An 18723-nucleotide genomic window follows, 5' to 3' on the forward strand; every position below is an offset into this window, starting at 1 on the left:
ATGCGCCGGCAGGTGGGAGACGGCCTCAAACCGTCATGATTTCCTTGTCCTTTTCGGCGACAAGCTTGTCCACCTCGGCCACGAAGCGATCGGTCAGTTTTTGGACTTCATCCTGGCCGCGGCGCTCGTCATCTTCGGAGATGGCTTTGTCCTTGACCAGCTTCTTGAACTGCTCGTTGGCGTCGCGGCGCACGTTGCGCACCGCGACCTTGGCATCTTCGCCCTCGGACTTGACCACCTTGGTCAGTTCCTTGCGGCGCTCCTCGGTCAGCGGGGGCATCGGTACGCGAATCACTTCGCCCATGGTCGCCGGGTTCAGGCCCAGGTCCGCGTCGCGGATGGCCCTTTCGACGGCCGACACCATCTTCTTTTCCCACGGCTGCACACTGATCGTACGTGCATCGGCCAGGCCCAGATTGGCGACCTGACTGATGGGTACCATCGAACCATAGTAATCGACCTGCACGTGGTCAAGCAGACCCGTGTGGGCGCGACCGGTACGAACCTTCGCGAGATCGGCCTTGAAGGCGTCGATCGACTTCTGCATCTTCTGCTCGGCACTCTTCTTGATATCGGCCACGCTCATACTTCCTCCGAACGATAACAGCGGTCCTGCCAAATGTGCGACCGAGGCATCGCGCCCGGCGCCGGCAGCACCTGAAAGACAATAGGCAATTTTACATGGAAGCCGCACGCCAGAGCCATTTGCATCGACCTGGCGGGCGGCTGGGAAAGGCGGATGCGAGGCCGCTCAGACGTGCACCAGCGTGCCCTCGTCCTCACCCATGATGACGCGCTTGAGCGCGTTCGGCTTCTGGATCGAGAAGACCTTGATCGGCAGCTTCTGGTCGCGGCACAGCGCGAAGGCGGTCGCATCCATCACCTGCAGGTTGCGCGAGATGGCCTCGTCGAAGCTGATGGTGGTGTAGCGGGTCGCGCTGGGGTCCTTCTTCGGATCGGCGGTATAGACGCCATCGACCTTGGTGGCCTTGAGCACGATCTCCGCGCCGATCTCCGAGCCGCGCAGCGCGGCGGCGGTGTCGGTGGTGAAGAACGGATTGCCGGTACCGGCCGCGAAGATGACGACCTTGCCCTCCTCCAGCTGACGGATCGCGCGCGGACGGATGTATGGCTCGACTACCTGGTCCATGCGCAGCGCGGACTGCACGCGGCCCTCGATGTTGGCGTGGCGCATGGCATCCTGCAGCGCCAGCGCGTTCATCATGGTGGCCAGCATGCCCATGTAGTCGGCCGTGGCGCGATCCATGCCGGCAGCGCCGCCCGCGACGCCGCGGAAGATGTTGCCGCCGCCGATCACCACGGCCACCTGCACGCCCAGCCTCACGATTTCGGCGATGTCGTTGACCATCCCTTCGATGGTGCTGCGATTGATGCCGAAGGCATCGTCGCCCATCAGGGCTTCGCCGGAAAGTTTGAGTAGAACGCGCTTGTAGGCAGGCATGAATATCCTTTTGACGATTCCTGTACGGGAGCAGGAAAGGGGAAAACGCGCCAGCGCAGGGGCTGGCCGTCTGAACGAAACACGGCGGCCACAACAACCGGAACGGGGATTCCGGCCATCCCGCAACCGACTTGCGCGGAAGCCGGCAGGGCCATGCGCCCGGCCGACGCCCGCGCAAGCAGGCTGCACCTGCAAACAGGGCACCTTGCGGTGCCCTGTCTGTTCGGCATTATACGGTCGCGCCGATGGAGGAAACGACACGCCCCGGCCTACCACACCGGAGGGGTACCGTCGGCCGCGACCGCCGCAGCATTACGCCTGCTGCTTGGCGGCAGCCACCTGGGCGGCCACTTCGGCGGCGAAGTCGTCCTGCTTTTTCTCGATGCCCTCGCCCACCACGAACAGCGTGAAGCCCTTCACGGTCGTGTTGGCGGCCTTGAGCATCTGCTCGACGGTCTGCTTGTCGTTCTTCACGAACGGCTGGTTCAGCAGCGAGACTTCCTTCAGGTACTTCTGCACGCTGCCTTCCACCATCTTGGCAACGATCTCGGCCGGCTTGCCCGATTCGGCAGCCTTCTGCTCGGCGATGCTGCGCTCCTTGGCGATCAGCTCGGCCGGCACTTCGTCCGACGACAGTGCAACCGGCTTCATGGCCGCGGCATGCATCGCCACGTCCTTGGCGGCAACTTCGTCACCGTCGAACGCCACCATCACACCAATGCGGGTGCCGTGCAGGTACGAAGCCAGCTTGGTACCTTCGAAGCGCTGGAAGCGGCGGATCGTCATGTTCTCGCCGATCTTGCCGATCAGGCGAGTGCGCACGGCTTCCACGGTTTCGTCGCCGATCGACAGGGCCGACAGGGCAGCGACGTCCGCCGGGTTCTGCGTGGCGATCAGCTTGGCGATCTCGTTGGCGAAGCCCAGGAAATCGTCGTTGCGCGACACGAAGTCGGTTTCGCAGTTCAGCTCGACCAGGGCGCCGATGGTGCCGTCGATGAACGAAGCGATCACGCCTTCAGCGGTGATGCGGGCCGCGGCCTTGCCGGCCTTGTTGCCCAGCTTCACGCGCAGGATTTCTTCGGCCTTTTCCATATTGCCTTCGGCTTCGGTCAGGGCCTTCTTGCATTCCATCATCGGCGCGTCGGTCTTCGCGCGCAGTTCTGCCACCATGCTTGCGGTAATTGCCGCCATTCTCATGCTCCTTGTTTCAGATCGCCGCCCGGTCGCGCGGATCCGTGATCGCCTCGCGCCGGCCTGCCATCCGGGTTCCATCCGGACGCCCTCACGAAATACGACGCGAGCGGGACATCCCGATGACAATTTTCAAAAAAAAGGGGCGTTTGGTATGCGCCCCTGTCTGGCCGTCTGTGCCGATGCCTGCGCACCGGTACGGCCTGACGCGCGTCCCGCTCGACCATGCGGCGGGCGCGCGCCTTCTTGTGTTTTAGCCTTCCTGGACTTCGACGAAGTCGTCGCCGCCACGGGCGGCTTCCACCACTTCCTGAACCGCGTTGGCGCGGCCTTCCAGGATCGCGTCGGCCACGCCGCGCACGTACAGTGCGACAGCCTTGCTCGAGTCGTCGTTACCCGGGATGACGTAGTCGATGCCTTCCGGCGAGTGGTTGGTATCCACCACGCCGATCACCGGGATGCCCAGCTTGGCAGCCTCGGTCACGGCGATCTTGTGGTAGCCGACGTCCACCACGAAGATGGCGTCCGGAATGCCGCCCATGTCCTTGATGCCGCCGATGGACTTTTCCAGCTTCTCCATTTCGCGCTCGAACATCAGCGCTTCCTTCTTGCTCATGGACTCCAGCGCGCCGGCTTCCTTGGCGGCTTCCATGTCCTTCAGGCGCTTGATCGAGATCTTGACCGTCTTGAAGTTGGTCAGCATGCCGCCGAGCCAGCGGCTGTCGACGTACGGCATGCCGGCGCGAGCGGCTTCCTCAGCCAGGATCTCACGCGACTGGCGCTTGGTGCCGACGAACAGGATGGTGCCCCGGTTGGCTGCCAGCTGGCGCACATACTTCAGTGCGTCCAGGTACATCGGCAGCGTCTTTTCCAGGTTGATGATGTGAATCTTGTTGCGATGGCCGAAAATGAAGGGGGCCATCTTGGGGTTCCAGAAGCGGGTCTGGTGGCCGAAGTGGACACCGGCTTCCAGCATTTCGCGCATGGTCACGGACATGAAATTCTCCAGTCGGGTTAGGTCTGAAGCCGCCTCAGACATCCCTCGCATGCGATACGAGGAACACCCGCGATGAAGCGGCTCGCGATTTCAAGCCCCGCCGCCGGGAAGAAAAACGACCCGACCAAGCGATGGCTTAGCCGGCGATTATAGCCCTAAAAACCCAATCGACTCAAGGCCTTCCATAGAGTTCGCGCCCTGCCCCGGCGCCGGGCATCCGCCTCGCCCGCGACGCCCGGCAGGACGGCTTTGGTGCGATAATCCATGCTTTGGACACCACGCCGCACGATCGCTGTTGCGTGCAGAAAGAGTCACAACATGGCCGTTACCCTCAAGACCGCCGAAGACATTGCGCACATGCGCGTGGCCTGCCGGCTTGCGTCGGAAGTACTCGACTACATCACGCCGTTCGTCAAGGCCGGCGTTTCCACCGGTGAACTGGACCGCCTGTGCCACGCCTACATGCGTGACGTGCAAGGCACCGTGCCCGCGCCGCTGAATTACGCGCCGCCGGGCTACCCGCCCTTCCCCGGCGCGATCTGCACATCGGTCAACGATGTGATCTGCCACGGTATTCCGGACGACAAAAAGATTCTCAAGAACGGCGACGCCATCAACCTGGACATCACCGTGATCACGCCCGAGGGCTATTACGGCGACACCAGCCGCATGTTCATCGTCGGCGAGGGCTCGATCCTGGCCAAGCGGCTGGCGCAGGTGACGTACGAATGCATGTGGAAGGGCATCGCCGTGGTGCGGCCTGGCGCGCGCCTGGGCGACATCGGCCACGTGATCCAGCAGCACGCCGAAGCCGCCGGCTACAGCGTGGTGCGCGAGTATTGCGGGCACGGCATCGGCCAGGTCTTCCACGAAGATCCGCAGATCCTGCACTACGGCCGCCCGGGCACGGGCCTGGAGCTGAAGGCCGGCATGATCTTCACCATCGAACCGATGATCAACGCGGGCAAGCGCGACATCCGCACCATGCCCGACCAGTGGACGGTCAAGACGCGCGACCGCAGCCTGTCGGCCCAGTGGGAGCACACGATCCTGGTGACGGAGGCCGGCTACGACGTGCTGACCGTGTCGGCGCATACGCCGGCGCCGCCGGCGTTCGTGAGCGACGGTACGCCGGCCACGGCCTGATCGGGCCCGACCGCTCGTCGCCCCAGGTGCGCCGCAGCGGTCGCGCCGGCCCATGTTTTTCCGCAACGACCGGACCGCTCCGGTCGTTGTTCCATTGACGCTCAACGCATGCATACCGCTGCTGCCGCCACTCCCGCCACGTCTCCGCGCGACATCCTGAAGGCCGAGCGCGCGCACCTGTTCGCGCAATTCGAGCAGCACGCCAACGTCAACCTGCTGGTCACGAAGCTGGCGCGCGCCGTCGACCAAGCGCTCATCCTGCTCTGGCAGGACGAGGGGATGCCCGACACCTGCGCCCTGGTCGCCGTGGGCGGCTACGGGCGCGGCGAGCTGTTCCCGCATTCCGACGTCGACATCCTGCTGCTGCTGCCGCAGACCGCGGACAAGGCTCTGGAGACACGGCTGGAAGCCTTCATCGGCCGCTGCTGGGACATGGGACTGGACATCGGCTCATCGGTGCGCACCGTCGACGAGTGCATCAGCGAGGCCACGCAGGATGTGACGGTGTGCACGTCGCTGCTCGAGGCGCGCCTGCTGACCGGCGACGAAGGCCTCTACCGCACCTTCGAGACGCACTACCAGGGGCACCTCGACGCCGCCGATTTCTACCAGTCCAAGATGCTGGAGATGCGACAGCGGCATGCCAAGTACCAGGACACGCCCTACTCGCTCGAGCCCAACTGCAAGGAAAGCCCGGGCGGCCTGCGCGACCTGCAGGTGATCCTGTGGATGACGCGCGCGGCCGGCTTCGGCTCGAGCTGGAACGAGCTGCTGGTCAACCAGTTGCTGACGCGCCGCGAAGCCAAGGAGCTGGCCGCCAACGAACGCCTGCTCAAGACCATCCGGGCCCGCCTGCACCTGCTGGCCGGGCGCCGCCAGGACGTACTCGTGTTCGACCTGCAGACCCAGCTGGGCGAGGCCTTCGGCTATCGCCCGAACGCGGCCAAGCGCACCAGCGAGCAGCTGATGCGCCGCTACTACTGGGCAGCCAAAGCCGTCACGCAGCTCAACACCGTGGTGCTGCAGAACATCGAGGCCCGGCTGTTTCCGACCGAGTTGGGCATCACGCGGACCATCAACGGGCGCTTTGTCGAGCGCCAGGGCATGCTGGAGATCGCCGATCCCGAGCTGTACCAGCGCGAGCCGGCCGCCATCCTGGAAACCTTCCTAGTGTATGAACAGACGCGCGGCGTCAAGGGCCTGGCCGCCAACACGCTGCGCGCGCTCTACAACGCCCGCACGCAGATGGATGCCAGGTGGCGCCGCGATCCGGCCAACCGCGCGACGTTCCTGTCGATCCTGCAGCAGCCGCAGGGCATCACGCATGCGCTGCGGCTGATGAACCAGACCAGCGTGCTGGGCCGCTACCTGGTCAACTTCCGACGCATCGTCGGGCAGATGCAGCACGACCTGTTCCACGTCTACACGGTCGACCAGCACATCCTGATGGTGGTGCGCAATGTCCGCCGCTTCGCCATCGTCGAGCACGCGCACGAGTTCCCGTTCTGCAGCCAGCTGATGGCGAACTTCGACAAGCCCTGGGTGCTGACCGTGGCCGCGCTGTTCCACGACATCGCCAAGGGGCGCGGCGGCGACCACTCGGTGCTGGGCATGGCCGACGCGCGGCGCTTCTGCAAGCAGCACGGCATCGCCAGCGAGGATGCCGACCTGATCGTCTGGCTGGTCGAGCACCACCTGACCATGAGCCAGGTCGCGCAGAAGCAGGACCTGGGCGATCCCGAGGTCATCCGCCACTTCGCCGACCAGGTCGGCAGCGAGCGCTACCTGAGCGCGCTGTACCTGCTGACGGTGGCCGATATCCGCGGCACCAGCCCGAAGGTGTGGAACGCCTGGAAAGCCAAGCTGCTGGAAGACCTGTACCGGATAACGCTGCGCGTGCTGGGCGGCGCGACCACCGATCCGCACGCCGTGCTGGAGGGCCGCAAGGAAGAAGCGCGCGTCCTGCTGCGCCTGGCCGCGATGGACCCGCATGCCCACGAAGCGCTGTGGGCCCAGCTGGACGTGGGCGTGTTCCTGCGCCACGACGCGCGCGACATTGCGTGGTTCACGCGGCATTTCTACAACCGCGTCGACACCGCCCTCCCGATCGTGCGGGCGCGGATCTCGCCGGTGGGCGAAGGCCTGCAGGTGGCGGTGTATTCGCCCGACCGGCCCGACCTGTTCGCCCGCATCTGCGGCTACTTCGAGCGCAAGGGGCTGACCATCCTCGATGCCAAGATCCACACCACCAAGCATGGCTACGCGCTCGACACCTTCCAGGTGGCCGACCCCGGCTCCGGCCTGGTGGAGCCCGGGCACTACCGCGACATCATCACGCTGGTCGAGCACGAGCTGGCCGAGCTGATCGCGCGCGAGACCGCCCTGACCGAGCCGCCGCGCGGACGCATCTCGCGCCAGTCGCGCAGCTTCCCGATCAAGCCGCGCGTGGACCTGCGCCCGGACGAGCGCGGGCAGTATTACCTGCTGTCGCTGTCGGCCACCGACCGCACCGGGCTGCTGTACGCCATCGCCCGGGTGCTGGCGCGCCATCGTGTGTCGGTGCACACCGCGCGCATCAACACGCTGGGCGAGCGGGTGGAAGACGTCTTCCTGCTCGACGGCCGCCGACTCACGCAAGACAACAAACTGCAGCTCGCGCTCGAAAGCGAGCTGCTCGAGGCACTCGCTATCTGAGGCCTCGCCTGATGGATTTGACCCATGACTGATTCCGACGATTTCCCCGGCGACGACACCAAGCGCTCCGCCAGCGACCCCACGCAGCGGGCCACCCGCCCGGGCAAGCGCGCCACGCTCGGCGTGCGCCGCGACGACACGGGCAACCCGGTGCGCACCACCGGCAAGCCGCTGCGCGCCTCCGACCTGAACCGCGACCGCCAGCCGCTACGCCCGTCGCAGCGCCGGCCCAAGCCGCAGGAAGGCGACGCCAAGCGGCCCGCCCGAGCGCGCCGCGACGACGACAGCCAGCCGCCGCGCGAGGCCAAGCCGCGCCGCATGCAGGGGGACCGCCTGCCGCGCCGGTTCGATGACGAACGCCCCCCGCGCAAGTTCGGTGACGATCAACGTCCGCCCCGTCGCTTCGGCGATGAGCGGCCACCCCGCCAGTTCGAGGACCGTCCACCGCGTCGATTCGATGACGAACGTCCGCCGCGCAAGTTCGGCGACGATCAACGTCCGCCCCGTCGCTTCGGCGATGAGCGGCCGCCTCGCCGGTTCGAGGACCGTCCGCCGCGTCGATTCGATGACGAACGTCCGCCGCGCAAGTTCGGCGACGATCAACGTCCGCCCCGTCGCTTCGACGATGAGCGGCCACCCCGCCGGTTCGAGGACCGTCCGCCGCGTCGATTCGATGACGAACGTCCGCCGCGCAAGTTCGGCGACGATCAACGTCCGCCCCGTCGCTTCGGCGATGAGCGGCCGCCTCGCCGGTTCGAGGACCGTCCACCGCGCCGATTCGATGACGAACGGCCGCCGCGCAGGTCCGGCGACGATCAGCGCCCGCCGCGTCGGTTTGACGATGAGCGGCCGCCTCGCCGGTTCGAGGACCGTCCTCCGCGCCGATTCGATGACGAACGGCCGCCTCGCAGGTCCGGCGACGATCAGCGCCCGCCGCGTCGGTTTGACGATGAGCGGCCGCCTCGCCGGTTCGAGGACCGTCCTCCGCGCCGATTCGATGACGAACGGCCGCCGCGCAAGTTCGGCGACGATCAACGCCCGCCCCGTCGCTTCGACGACGAGCGGCCGCCACGCCGGTTCGAGGACCGCCCACCGCGCCGGTTCGATGATGAGCGTCCGCCGCGCAGGTCCGGCGACGATCAACGTCCGCCTCGTCGATTCGACGACGAGCGGCCGCCGCGCCGGTTCGAGGACCGCCCACCGCGCCGGTTCGATGATGAGCGTCCGCCGCGCAGGTCCGGCGACGATCAGCGCCCGCCCCGTCGCTTCGAGGACCGTCCTCCGCGCCGGTTCGATGACGAACGGCCGCCGCGCAGGTCCGGTGATGATCAACGCCCTCCGCGCCGCTTCGAGGACCGTCCGGCCCGCGCGCCGCGCCCCGAACGCGATGAGCGCGCGCCCCAACGCGAGGCGGCACACACGCCCGGTTCGGTGCCCCAGGCGGAATCGTCGGGCCTGGTGCGGCTGTCCAAGCGCATGTCCGAGCTGGGCCTGTGCTCGCGCCGCGAGGCGGACGAGTGGATTCCGCGCGGCTGGGTGCTGGTGGACGGCGAGCCCGTCACCGAACTGGGTTCGCGCGTGCGACCGGATGCCGAGATCGAGATCCTCCCGGCCGCGCGCTCCGAACAGGGCGAGCGCGTGACGGTGCTGCTGCACAAGCCCGTGGGCTATGTGTCGGGCCAGGCGGAAGACGGCTACGAGCCCGCCGCCGCGCTGTTCACGGCGGAGAACCAGTGGGAGGAGGATCCGACCCGCAAGCATTTCGCCGCCTGGCAGCACAAGGGCCTGGCGCCGGCCGGCCGGCTGGACATCGACTCCACCGGCCTGCTGGTGCTGACGCAGGACGGCCGCGTGGCGCGCCACCTGATCGGCGAAGACTCGACCGTCGAGAAGGAATACCTGGTGCGCGTGGTGTGGAATGCGCCGCAGGGCCCCGTCGAGCACGACATCTCCAAGGTCTTCCCCGAAGACCTGCTGGAGATGCTGCGCCACGGCCTGTCGCTGGACGGCGAGGCGCTCAAGCCCGCCAAGGTCAGCTGGCAGAACGAAGAGCAGCTGCGCTTCGTGCTGCGCGAAGGCAAGAAGCGCCAGATCCGCCGGATGTGCGAGCAGGTCGGCCTGGAGGTGGTGGGCCTCAAGCGCATCCGCATGGGCAGCGTCGTGCTGGGCGACCTGCCGGTGGGCAAGTGGCGCTTCCTGGGCCGCTTCGAGAAGTTCTGAGGCGGCACCGTCCCTTCATGAACGGCGCCGGACCGCACGGCCGGCGCCGCCCGCCCCGACTCCGATCGCGTTAAAGCTGCGGTGGCCGGCAGGCCGCGCCGGTCACATTGGCGGCCGCCGGCAGACCGAAGACCGCCTGCGCGCCGCAGCGCGAACCGAACATGCGTGCCGGGTCGTGCCCCACGCCGATGACCTCGTGCGCCTGGTGGCGGACCGGCTTGCGCGCCCCCGCCAGATAGCGCTCATAGCGCAGATAGTTGCGGGCGCGGTCCAGCCGCGTCGGGCCCTGGGCTTCGGCGCCGCAGGTCTTGTCGAGCACGCGGTGGCCGGGATCGTTGTCGTTGCTGCCCACGAGGTAGGTCACCTGACGCTGGGCATAGCGCCTGAACAGGGTCCTGCCGTCCATGCCCGCCGCGTAGGGGGCCATGTCGACCATGCCGTATTTGTAGCGGTCGTAGTCCGGGCAGGCGCTGGCGTCATCAGGGGCGAAACCGCGGCCGCGCGGCCGCTCCGGCGTGAAGTAGAGATACGACGACGGATTGGCCACCACATAGCGCAGATCCACGCCGCGCGCACGGGTGCGCTCGTCCACGTTGTTGAGCACGGCGTAGCGGTGCACGATCTGCGCACCGCCCGAATGGCCGGCCACCGTCACGCGCCGGACGTTGGGCAACCGTGCCGGATCGGTGACAAAGGCGATCAGGTCATCCAGCACCTGCAGCGAACTCAGGCCCGTGTAGGGTGTGTTGACGGCATTGAAACCGCCGAGCCAGCCGTCCACCGACCACGTCGGCATGCGGTCGAAACCCTTGTCGGCATCGGGCTCGCCGGGAAAGTTCGGGGCGATCAGCAGGATCTCGTCGGGGTTGCGGCCGCTGGCCTTCAGCAGCTCGGCGCCGGCGGCGTAGTAGTCGTTGCCGTTGCGCTGCCGGCCGTGCTGCACGAACACGACTTCGCGGATGCCGCGCAAGTCGCCATCGAGCGGATGGTTGGCGTAGACCGGGAAGTCATAGACGACGGCGCCGCTGCCGAGATGGACGCGCTGCCAGGCCGGGCCGCCGGCCGCAGCGGCCACCTGGACGAGTGCCACCTCCGGCGGCGCGGGCTCCGGTCCGGCGCAGGCGCTCAGGCCCAGAGCCACCATGGCGCACCATGCCAACGCCAGTCGGCGCAGTCCGCTCGGTACATCGTGCGCCATATCGCCTCCGTGGTGGACAAGGGCCCCACCCGGCCACGCGGGTGAGGCACCCCGCTGCCGCGCTCAGTCGTCGTGGTGGGCGGGCAATTCGGGGAAGAGGATCTCGGTGAAGCCGAAGCGGGTGAAATCCTGCACACGCATCGGGTACAGGATGCCCTGCAGGTGATCGCACTCGTGCTGCACCACGCGGGCATGGAAGCCCTCGGCGATGCGGTCGATGGCGTGGCCGTGCTGGTCGTAGCCGGTATAGCGCAGGCGCGTGTAGCGCGGCACCACGCCGCGCAGGCCGGGCACCGACAGGCAGCCCTCCCAGCCATCTTCCATCGCGTCGGACAGCGGCTCGATGGTGGGATTGATCAGCACCGTCTTGGGCACGGCGGGCGCATCCGGATAGCGATCGTTTCGGTCGAAGCCGAAGATGACCACCTGCAGGTCGACGCCGATCTGCGGTGCCGCCAGGCCGGCGCCGCGCGCGGCGTCCATGGTGTCGAACATGTCTTCGATCAGCGCGGTCAGCTCCGGCGTCTGGAAGCGCTGGACCGGCTTGGCCACGCGCAGCAGGCGGCTGTCGCCCATCTTCAGGATCGGTCGGATCACGCGGAATCTCCCGGCGGGTTCTGCAACAGCGCGAGCATACCGGCTTCGTCCAGAACCCGCACGCCCAGCTCCTGCGCGCGGGCGAGCTTGCTGCCCGCCTCAACGCCAGCCACAACGTAGTCGGTCTTCTTCGACACCGAGCCGGACACCTTGGCGCCGGCCGCCTCCAGCATGGCCTTGGCCTCGTCGCGGCTCAGGGTGGGCAGCGTGCCGGTCAGCACCACGGTCTTGCCGCTCAGCGCGCCTTCCTCGGCGGCCCCGGCCGGCATGGCGGCAAGCAGTTCGGCGCGCAGCGCGTCCAGCGCCCCCAGCCGGGTGCGATGGTCGTCGGCGTCCAGCCAGGCCAGCAGCGACGCCGACACGTCCGCCTGCAGGCCTTCCAGCTGCGCGGTGTCGACGTTGGCCAGTTGCGCGAGCGACGGCACCAGCGTCGCCAGCTGCTTGCTGCGGATGGCCGTCAGCTTGGGCACGCCGAGCGCGGCGTACAGTTCGGCGGGCTCCAGTTGGTCGCGCAGCTTCGCGCTGGGCGGGTGCTCGCCCTGGGGCGCCACACCGGCGGTGAGCAGGGCGTCGAGCGCCTGCTGGTTCTTCGGCTCGGCAAAGAAATCGGCGATGGCCTCGGCGACGGTCGCCCCCACGTCGGGCAAGGTCAGCAGCAGCGGCGCCGGCGCGCGGCGGACTATCGCCAGGCTGCCCAGCCAGTCGGCCAGCGTCTTGGCCGTCGATTCGCCGACATGGCGGATGCCCATCGCGAACAGGAAGCGCGCCAGCGGCGGGGTCTTGCTGGCCCGGATGCCGTCCAGCAGGTTCTCGGCCCACTTGGTGGCGATCTTGCCGGCGGCCACGGTCTCCGGGGTCACGCCGTCGCGCTCGTCGGCGCGGCGCTTCATTTCCAGGAAATCGTCGAGCGTGAGCCGGTACAGGTCGGCGATGCCGTGCACGTATTCCAGCTCGACGAGGTTGTCGATGTAGCGCTCGCCCAGGCCTTCGATGTCCATCATGCGGCGGCCGGCGAAATGGCGGATCGCCTCCTTGCGCTGCGCCGAGCAGAACAGGCCGCCCGAGCAGCGCGCCACCGCCTCGCCCTCTTCGCGCACCACGTGCGAGCCGCAGACCGGGCAACTCCTGGGCAGTTCGAACGGCGGATGCTTGGGCTGCTGCGTGGGGTTGAACAGATCGCTGCCCGGCACGTCTTCCATCGGGCGGCGCTCCAGCACCACGGCCACCACCTCGGGGATCACGTCGCCGGCGCGGCGCACGATCACGGTGTCGCCCACGCGCACGTCCTTGCGGCGGACTTCGTCTTCGTTGTGCAGGGTGGCGTTGGTGACCGTCACGCCGCCGACGAACACCGGCACCAGACGCGCCACCGGCGTGATGGCCCCGGTGCGGCCGACCTGCACGCCGATCGACTCGACCGTGGTCAGCGCCTCCTGCGCCGGGTACTTGTGCGCCACCGCCCAGCGCGGCTCGCGCGTGCGAAAGCCCAGCTCGCGCTGCAGTGCCAGCGAGTTGACCTTGTAGACCACGCCATCGATATCGAACGGCAGGCTGTCGCGCTTGGCGCCGATGGCGGCGTGGAATTGCACCAGCCCTTCCCCGCCCTTCACTGCCGCACGTTCCTTGCTGACCGGGAAACCGTAGGCGACCAGTGCATCGAGCATGCCGGAATGCGTGTCGGGCATCCCGCTCCAGCCGGCCGCCTCGCCCAGGCCATAGGCGAAGAACGACAGCGGGCGCTCGGCGGCCATCTTCGGGTCGAGCTGGCGCACCGCGCCGGCAGCGGTGTTGCGCGGGTTGACGAAGGTCTTGTCGCCGCGCTCGCGCTGGCGGGCATTGAGGCGCTCGAAATCGTCGCGCCGCATGTAGACTTCGCCGCGCACTTCGAGCACGTCGGGCACGGCGCCGCCGACGGGCCGCAGGCCGAGGGGGATCTGGCGGATGGTGCGGATGTTCTGCGTCACGTCTTCGCCGGTGGCCCCGTCGCCGCGCGTGGCGGCCTGGACCAGGAAGCCTTTCTCGTAGCGCAGGTTGATCGCCAGGCCATCGAACTTGAGCTCCGCCGCGTATTCGACGGGCGGATCGGATTCGGCCAGCCCCAGTTCGCGGCGCACGCTGGCATCGAAGTCCAGCGCGCCGCCGGCGGTGGTGTCGGTCTCGGTGCGGATCGAGAGCATCGGCACCACGTGCCGCACCGGCGCGAACTCCGGCAGCACGGCGCCGCCGACCCGCAGGGTGGGCGAATCCGGCGTCCGCAGTTCTGGGTGTTCGGCTTCCAGGGCTTCCAGCTCGCGGTAGAGCCGATCGTATTCGGCGTCCGGCACGCTGGGCTGGTCCAGCACGTAGTACTCGTGGGCGTAGCGGTTCAGCGTCGCGCGCAGCGCGGCTGCCCGCGCCTCGGGCGACGCGCCGGACGCGGGATGTTCGGTCTTGCTCATCGGTGATCGGTCAGAGGCTGAACAGGCGCACTGCCGCGCTGGAACCCGCCGGGAGGCCGCGCGCCTCGAGCTTGTCGTACAGCACGCGCAGATGCTTCTGGATGGCGATGAAGGATTGCTCGGTCAGCGGACGCAGGTTGTCGTCCACCACCTGCGCGCCCATGCGCTGCGACAGCGTGTAGGCGTATTCGCAGATCTGCTTGAACGGCTTGGCCACTTCTTCGGCCAGCGGCACGTCGAGCAGCAGCGTGATCTGGCGGCCGCCCTTGGCGGTCAGATCGTCGCGCAGGAAGTTGGTGTCGACGAACTGCAGCGTGAACAGCGCGCGCTGCACGCCGTCCGTGCCGGCATGGAAGCGCGTGAAGCGCGTGCCGTCGCGCGACAGCACCAGGCCGTCCTGCGTTGCCACGGTCTGCACATAGGCGGCGGACCACGGCGCGCCGTCGGAGATCACGCTCACGCCCAATTGCACGTCGCATTCGGAGGCAAAGGCGTCGAGCTCGCGGGCGTTGGACAGCGTCTCGTTCATCTCGGGCAGCTCAGGCGTGGCATCGGCCGCTTCGCACAGCGGGTCGATGGCGTTGATGAACTCGGAGAACTCGAGCGCGTTCAGCGGGCCGGTGCGGTTGGCCAGCTGCACGGCCACCTGCAGGTCAAGGTAGCGCTGGCCGGCACGGATGGTCTCCCATGCGTTGGCCACCGGGTTCAGGCCCTCTACGTGGATCTGCTTGGTGCCCGCGCGGCGCAGCTTGGACATCGCGGGCAGCAGGCGGTCGCCCGAGACCTCGCGATCGGGGTGCAGCGGCACGATGCAGTCGATCAGCGGATCGATCACGCCCGAGGCCGGCTCCAGCGCGCCGGGCACGTCTTCCGCGGCGCTCGCCGCCCCGGCCTCGGCCGACTCCAGCACGGCCTCCTCGCCCGACGGCGCGAGCTCGGCGCCGATCACGCCGGCTTCGGTCTCGGCGCTGCCGGTGGACGGCTGCGCCTTGAGCGGCGCCACCGGCCCGGGTTCGAGCCGGGGCTCCACGCGGCCGGTGTCATCGGCGGCGCCCGCGCCCAGCGCCGGCTCCTGGCGGTCTTTCCATGCGTCGGTGCGCACGCCTTCGTCGGCCGGCGGCTGGTACGCCTGCGGGCCGCGCGCCTTGCGGATCTGCCACTGGTTGTAGACCACGATCACCAGCACGAAGACGACGCCGGCGCCCAGCAGCGCCATGACCAGGTTGTTGTCCTGCATCACGCGGCCTCCGCCATGGTCAGGGCGGCATCCATATCCACCGCCACGATCCGGGACACGCCCTGCTCCTGCATGGTCACACCGATCAGCTGTTGCGCCATTTCCATCGCAATCTTGTTATGGGAGATAAAGACAAACTGGGTCTTGTCGGACATGCGCTTGACCATGTTGGCATAGCGCTCGGTGTTGGCGTCGTCCAGCGGCGCGTCCACCTCGTCGAGCAGGCAGAACGGCGCGGGGTTGAGCTGGAACATCGCGAACACCAGGGCGATGGCGGTCAGCGCCTTCTCGCCGCCCGACAGCAGGTGGATGGTCGAGTTCTTCTTGCCCGGCGGCTGCGCCATCACCTGCACGCCGGCGTCGAGGATCTCCTCGCCGGTCATGATCAGCTTGGCCTGGCCGCCGCCGAACAGCGTCGGGAACAGCTCGCCGAAATGGTGGTTGACCTGGTCGAACGTGCCCTGCAGCAGCGCGCGGGTCTCCTGGTCGATCTTGCGGATGGCGTCTTCCAGCGTATTGATGGCGTCCAACAGGTCGGCCGATTGCGCGTCGAGGAAGCCCTTGCGCTCGCGCGCGGCGGCCAGCTCATCGAGCGCGGCCATGTTGACCGGGCCCAGCGCGTTGATGGCGTTGTTGATGCGCGTGACTTCGCCCTGCAGGTACGACGGCTTCAGGTCGCCGCTCAGGCGTTCGGCCAGCGCGGCTTCGTCCACGTTGGCGGTGGTCAGCTGCTCGGAGAACTGTTCGCAGTTCAGGCGCGCGGCCTGCTCCTTGAGCTGCAGCTCGGTGATGCGGTCGCGCAGCGGCTGCTGGGCGCGCTCGGCGCCCAGGCGCTGCTCGTCGAACTGGCGCAGCTGCGCGGACAGCGCGTCGAGCTCGGTGCGCGCCAGCCGCAGCTTCTCTTCTTTCTCGGCGCGGCGCTCGAGCGCATCCTGCAGGCCGGTGTGGGCGGTCTGCTCGTTGATGGTCTCCAGCTCGGCGCGGGCGTTCTCCAGCGTCAGCACGATCTGCTGGGCCTGGTCGGTCGCCACCTGGATGTTGCGCTTGAGCTCGGCGATGCGGTTGTGCAGGTTGCGCTCGGCGAAGTGGGCTTCCTGCGCGGCACGCTCCAGGTCGCGCAGGCCGCTGCGCGCATCGCCCAGGCGCACCTCGAGCGCTTCGAATGCCTGCTGGCCGTCTTCGAAGCGGGCCTGCATGTCGGCGAGCGCGGCGTCGTGCTGCTCGAAGGTCGCTTCGGATTCGGCGCGGATGGCGCGCTGCTCCTCGATCTGCGCGCGGATCTCTTCCAGCTCGCCGTCGATCTGGCCGCTGCGGGCGGTGTAGCGCTCCATGGCCTGCGACAGCTTGAGCACGTCCATCTGCAGCGTATGCACGCGGCGCGTGGCCTGCTCGGCACGGGCCCGGGCCTGCACCAGCATCTGGCTGGACTGGCTGTAGGCGGCATCGGCGCGCACGGCGTCGCTCTTGGCCTCGTCGGACAACAGCATCTGCGCACGCACCTGCTTGTGCAGGTTCTCGATCTCCTGCGCGCGGGCCAGCATGCCGGCCTGCTCGGCGTCCGGCGCATACAGCTGCACCGAAGACCGGCCGACCAGGTGCCCGGCCTTGACGACGAAGGTGCCGCCCTCGGGCAGGGTCTGGCGCGCAGCCAGCGCGGCCGGCATGTCGTCGGCGAGGTAGACGTCGGCCAGCCAGTCCTGCAGCACGGCGCGGATGCCCGGCTCGGTCACCTGCACCAGCGCCATCAGCGGACGCAGCCCGGCCGGCGCATCGGCCGGGCGCGTGGCGGGCGGCGGCGCGTAGAACGCCAGCTTGGCCGGCGGCGCATCGGCGGCGAAAGCCTTGATCCAGTCGAGGTTGGAGACTTCCAGCGCGGCCAGCTTCTCGCGCAGCACGGCTTCGAGCGCCGGCTCCCAGCCCTGCTCGATCTGCAGCTTCTTCCAGAAGCGCGGCAGCTCGGCCAGGCCGTGCTTGGCCAGCCAGGGCTGGACCTTGCCGTCGGTCTGCACGCTCTCCTGCAGTTGCCTGAGCGCGGTCAGGCGGGCTTCGAGGTTGGCGATGGCGGCGGCCTCGGACTGCACGCGGTCCTGCGCGGCGCGGCGGGCTTCGTCCAGTTGCGGCAGCTGCGTCTCGGCCTCTTCCAGCGCGGCCTGCGCTTGCGCGAGGACTTCCTCCTGCTCGGCCAGCTCGGCGCGCAGCGCTTCGAGCTGCGCGTCGTCGGGCCTGTCGAGGCCGCTGGCTTCCTGCGTGAGGCGCTCGCGGCGCTGGTCGAGCTGCTGGAGCGCCTGGTCGGCGTTGCGCTGGTGGGCGGCTTCGAGCTTGAGCGCCTGCTCCGATTGCAGAATGGCGGTGCGCTGGTCGTTCAGCGCAGCCTGCGCGTCGCGCCATTGCGCTTCGAGGCCGGGCAGCTCGTCGGACTTGCGCGCGACCTCGTCCTGGGCCTGCGCGGCGCGCTCCTCGGCCATGGCGAGTTCTTCCTCGGCGGCGGCCAGATCGGCCTGGGCCTGCTCGCCCTGCGTGTGCCATTGGTCCTGCTGCGCGCTCAGCGTGGCGATCTGCTGCTGGATGCGGTTGCGCGATTCCACCACGTAGCGGATCTCGGCCTCCAGGCGGCTGACTTCGGCGTTGGCCTCGTACAGCGTGCCCTGCGCGGCGTGCATCGCGTCGGACGAGGCGTAGTGCGCGGCGCGCATGGTCTCGAGCTCGGCCTCGATATGGCGCAGCTGCGCGGTCTGCGCTTCCAGGTCGATCTGCGCCTGCTCGATGGCGCGCTGGTGGCGTTCCCGCTCGGCCAGCGCCTCGCGCTTGCGCAGCAGCCACAGCAGGTGCTGCTTCTCTTCGCCTTCGGCCTGCAGCGTTTGGAAGCGCTGCGCGACTTCGGCCTGGGCCTCGAGCTTTTCGAGGTTGGTGCCGAGCTCGCGCAGGATGTCTTCGACGCGCGTGAGGTTCTCGCGCGTGTCGGCCAGGCGGTTCTCGGTCTCGCGGCGGCGCTCCTTGTATTTGGAGACGCCCGCGGCCTCTTCCAGGAAGATGCGCATGTCGTCGGGCTTGGCCTCGATGATGCGCGAGATCATCCCCTGCCCGATGATGGCGTAGGCGCGCGGGCCCAGGCCCGTGCCGAGGAAGATGTCCTGGATGTCGCGGCGGCGCACCGCCTGGTTGTTGATGAAGTACGACGAGGTGCCGTCGCGGCTGAGCACGCGCTTGACGGCGATCTCCGCGTACTGGCTCCACTGGCCGGCGGCGCGGCCTTCGGCGTTGTCGAACACGAGTTCGACGCTGGCCCGGCCGGCCGGCTTGCGCTGGGTGGAGCCGTTGAAGATGACGTCCTGCATCGACTCGCCGCGCAGTTCGGCGGCGCGTGATTCGCCGAGCACCCAGCGCACGGCGTCGATGATGTTGGATTTACCGCAACCGTTCGGGCCGACGATGCCGACGAGCTGGCCCGGAACATGGAAATTGGTCGGATCGACGAAAGACTTGAAGCCTGCGAGCTTGATCGAGGAGAGGCGCACGTTGAGGTCGTCTCGAAGGGATCAGTAA

The 18723-nt window shown here is 68.2% G+C and carries 12 protein-coding genes; 3 read left to right on the forward strand and 9 right to left on the reverse strand.

Annotated elements, in window-relative coordinates:
* Nucleotides 1-25: 25 nt before the first annotated feature.
* From frr to rpsB, 4 genes are all read right to left on the reverse strand, one after another.
* The gene (gene frr / locus GO999_RS09335) at nt 26-586 is read right to left on the reverse strand and encodes a ribosome recycling factor (protein WP_011001356.1); all 561 of its coding nucleotides are present in this window, start codon (nt 584-586) and stop codon (nt 26-28) included.
* A gap of 165 nt (nt 587-751) precedes the next feature.
* Complete coding sequence (gene pyrH, locus GO999_RS09340) at nt 752-1462, reverse strand: UMP kinase (protein WP_011001355.1); 711 nt, start codon at nt 1460-1462, stop codon at nt 752-754.
* Nucleotides 1463-1774: 312 nt separating this feature from the next.
* On the reverse strand, nt 1775-2653 hold the full coding sequence (tsf, locus tag GO999_RS09345; RefSeq protein ID WP_011001354.1) for a translation elongation factor Ts: 879 nt from the start codon (nt 2651-2653) through the stop codon (nt 1775-1777).
* A 253-nt stretch (nt 2654-2906) separates the two neighbouring features.
* Nucleotides 2907-3650, reverse strand: a complete 744-nt coding sequence (gene rpsB, locus GO999_RS09350; protein WP_011001353.1) for a 30S ribosomal protein S2 — start codon at nt 3648-3650, stop codon at nt 2907-2909.
* Between the two features lie 318 nt (nt 3651-3968).
* On the opposite strand from rpsB, the gene map reads away from it, so the two are divergent.
* The 3 genes from map (at nt 3969) to GO999_RS09365 (ending at nt 9710) form a co-directional block, all read left to right on the forward strand.
* On the forward strand, nt 3969-4796 hold the full coding sequence (gene map, locus GO999_RS09355; RefSeq protein WP_011001352.1) for a type I methionyl aminopeptidase: 828 nt from the start codon (nt 3969-3971) through the stop codon (nt 4794-4796).
* A 108-nt stretch (nt 4797-4904) separates the two neighbouring features.
* Entirely contained in the window at nt 4905-7490 is a 2586-nt protein-coding gene (locus GO999_RS09360; protein ID WP_211906160.1) for a [protein-PII] uridylyltransferase, read from the forward strand.
* Nucleotides 7491-7514: 24 nt separating this feature from the next.
* Nucleotides 7515-9710, forward strand: a complete 2196-nt coding sequence (locus tag GO999_RS09365; protein WP_211906161.1) for a pseudouridine synthase — start codon at nt 7515-7517, stop codon at nt 9708-9710.
* A gap of 70 nt (nt 9711-9780) precedes the next feature.
* Here the strand turns inward: GO999_RS09365 and GO999_RS09370 are convergent, their stop codons facing one another.
* The 5 genes from GO999_RS09370 to smc all read right to left on the reverse strand — a co-directional run bounded on the left by GO999_RS09370 (nt 9781) and on the right by smc (nt 18695).
* Nucleotides 9781-10908 (reverse strand): hypothetical protein, encoded by a 1128-nt coding sequence (locus GO999_RS09370; RefSeq protein WP_211906162.1) that lies wholly within the window; start codon nt 10906-10908, stop codon nt 9781-9783.
* Nucleotides 10909-10971: 63 nt separating this feature from the next.
* Nucleotides 10972-11505 (reverse strand): peptide deformylase, encoded by a 534-nt coding sequence (gene def / locus GO999_RS09375; RefSeq protein ID WP_028853025.1) that lies wholly within the window; start codon nt 11503-11505, stop codon nt 10972-10974.
* Nucleotides 11502-13943 carry an NAD-dependent DNA ligase LigA gene (gene ligA, locus GO999_RS09380; RefSeq protein WP_211906163.1) on the reverse strand — a complete coding sequence of 814 codons (2442 nt, stop codon included), beginning with the start codon at nt 13941-13943 and terminating at the stop codon, nt 11502-11504. The genes def and ligA overlap by 4 nt, the downstream gene beginning before the upstream one ends.
* A gap of 10 nt (nt 13944-13953) precedes the next feature.
* Complete coding sequence (locus tag GO999_RS09385; RefSeq protein ID WP_011001346.1) at nt 13954-15180, reverse strand: cell division protein ZipA C-terminal FtsZ-binding domain-containing protein; 1227 nt, start codon at nt 15178-15180, stop codon at nt 13954-13956.
* On the reverse strand, nt 15180-18695 hold the full coding sequence (gene smc / locus GO999_RS09390; RefSeq protein ID WP_064477763.1) for a chromosome segregation protein SMC: 3516 nt from the start codon (nt 18693-18695) through the stop codon (nt 15180-15182). Before smc ends, GO999_RS09385 begins: the two co-directional genes overlap by 1 nt.
* Nucleotides 18696-18723: the final 28 nt, after the last annotated feature.

The organism is Ralstonia nicotianae (assembly GCF_018243235.1).
Lineage (GTDB): Bacteria > Pseudomonadota > Gammaproteobacteria > Burkholderiales > Burkholderiaceae > Ralstonia > Ralstonia nicotianae.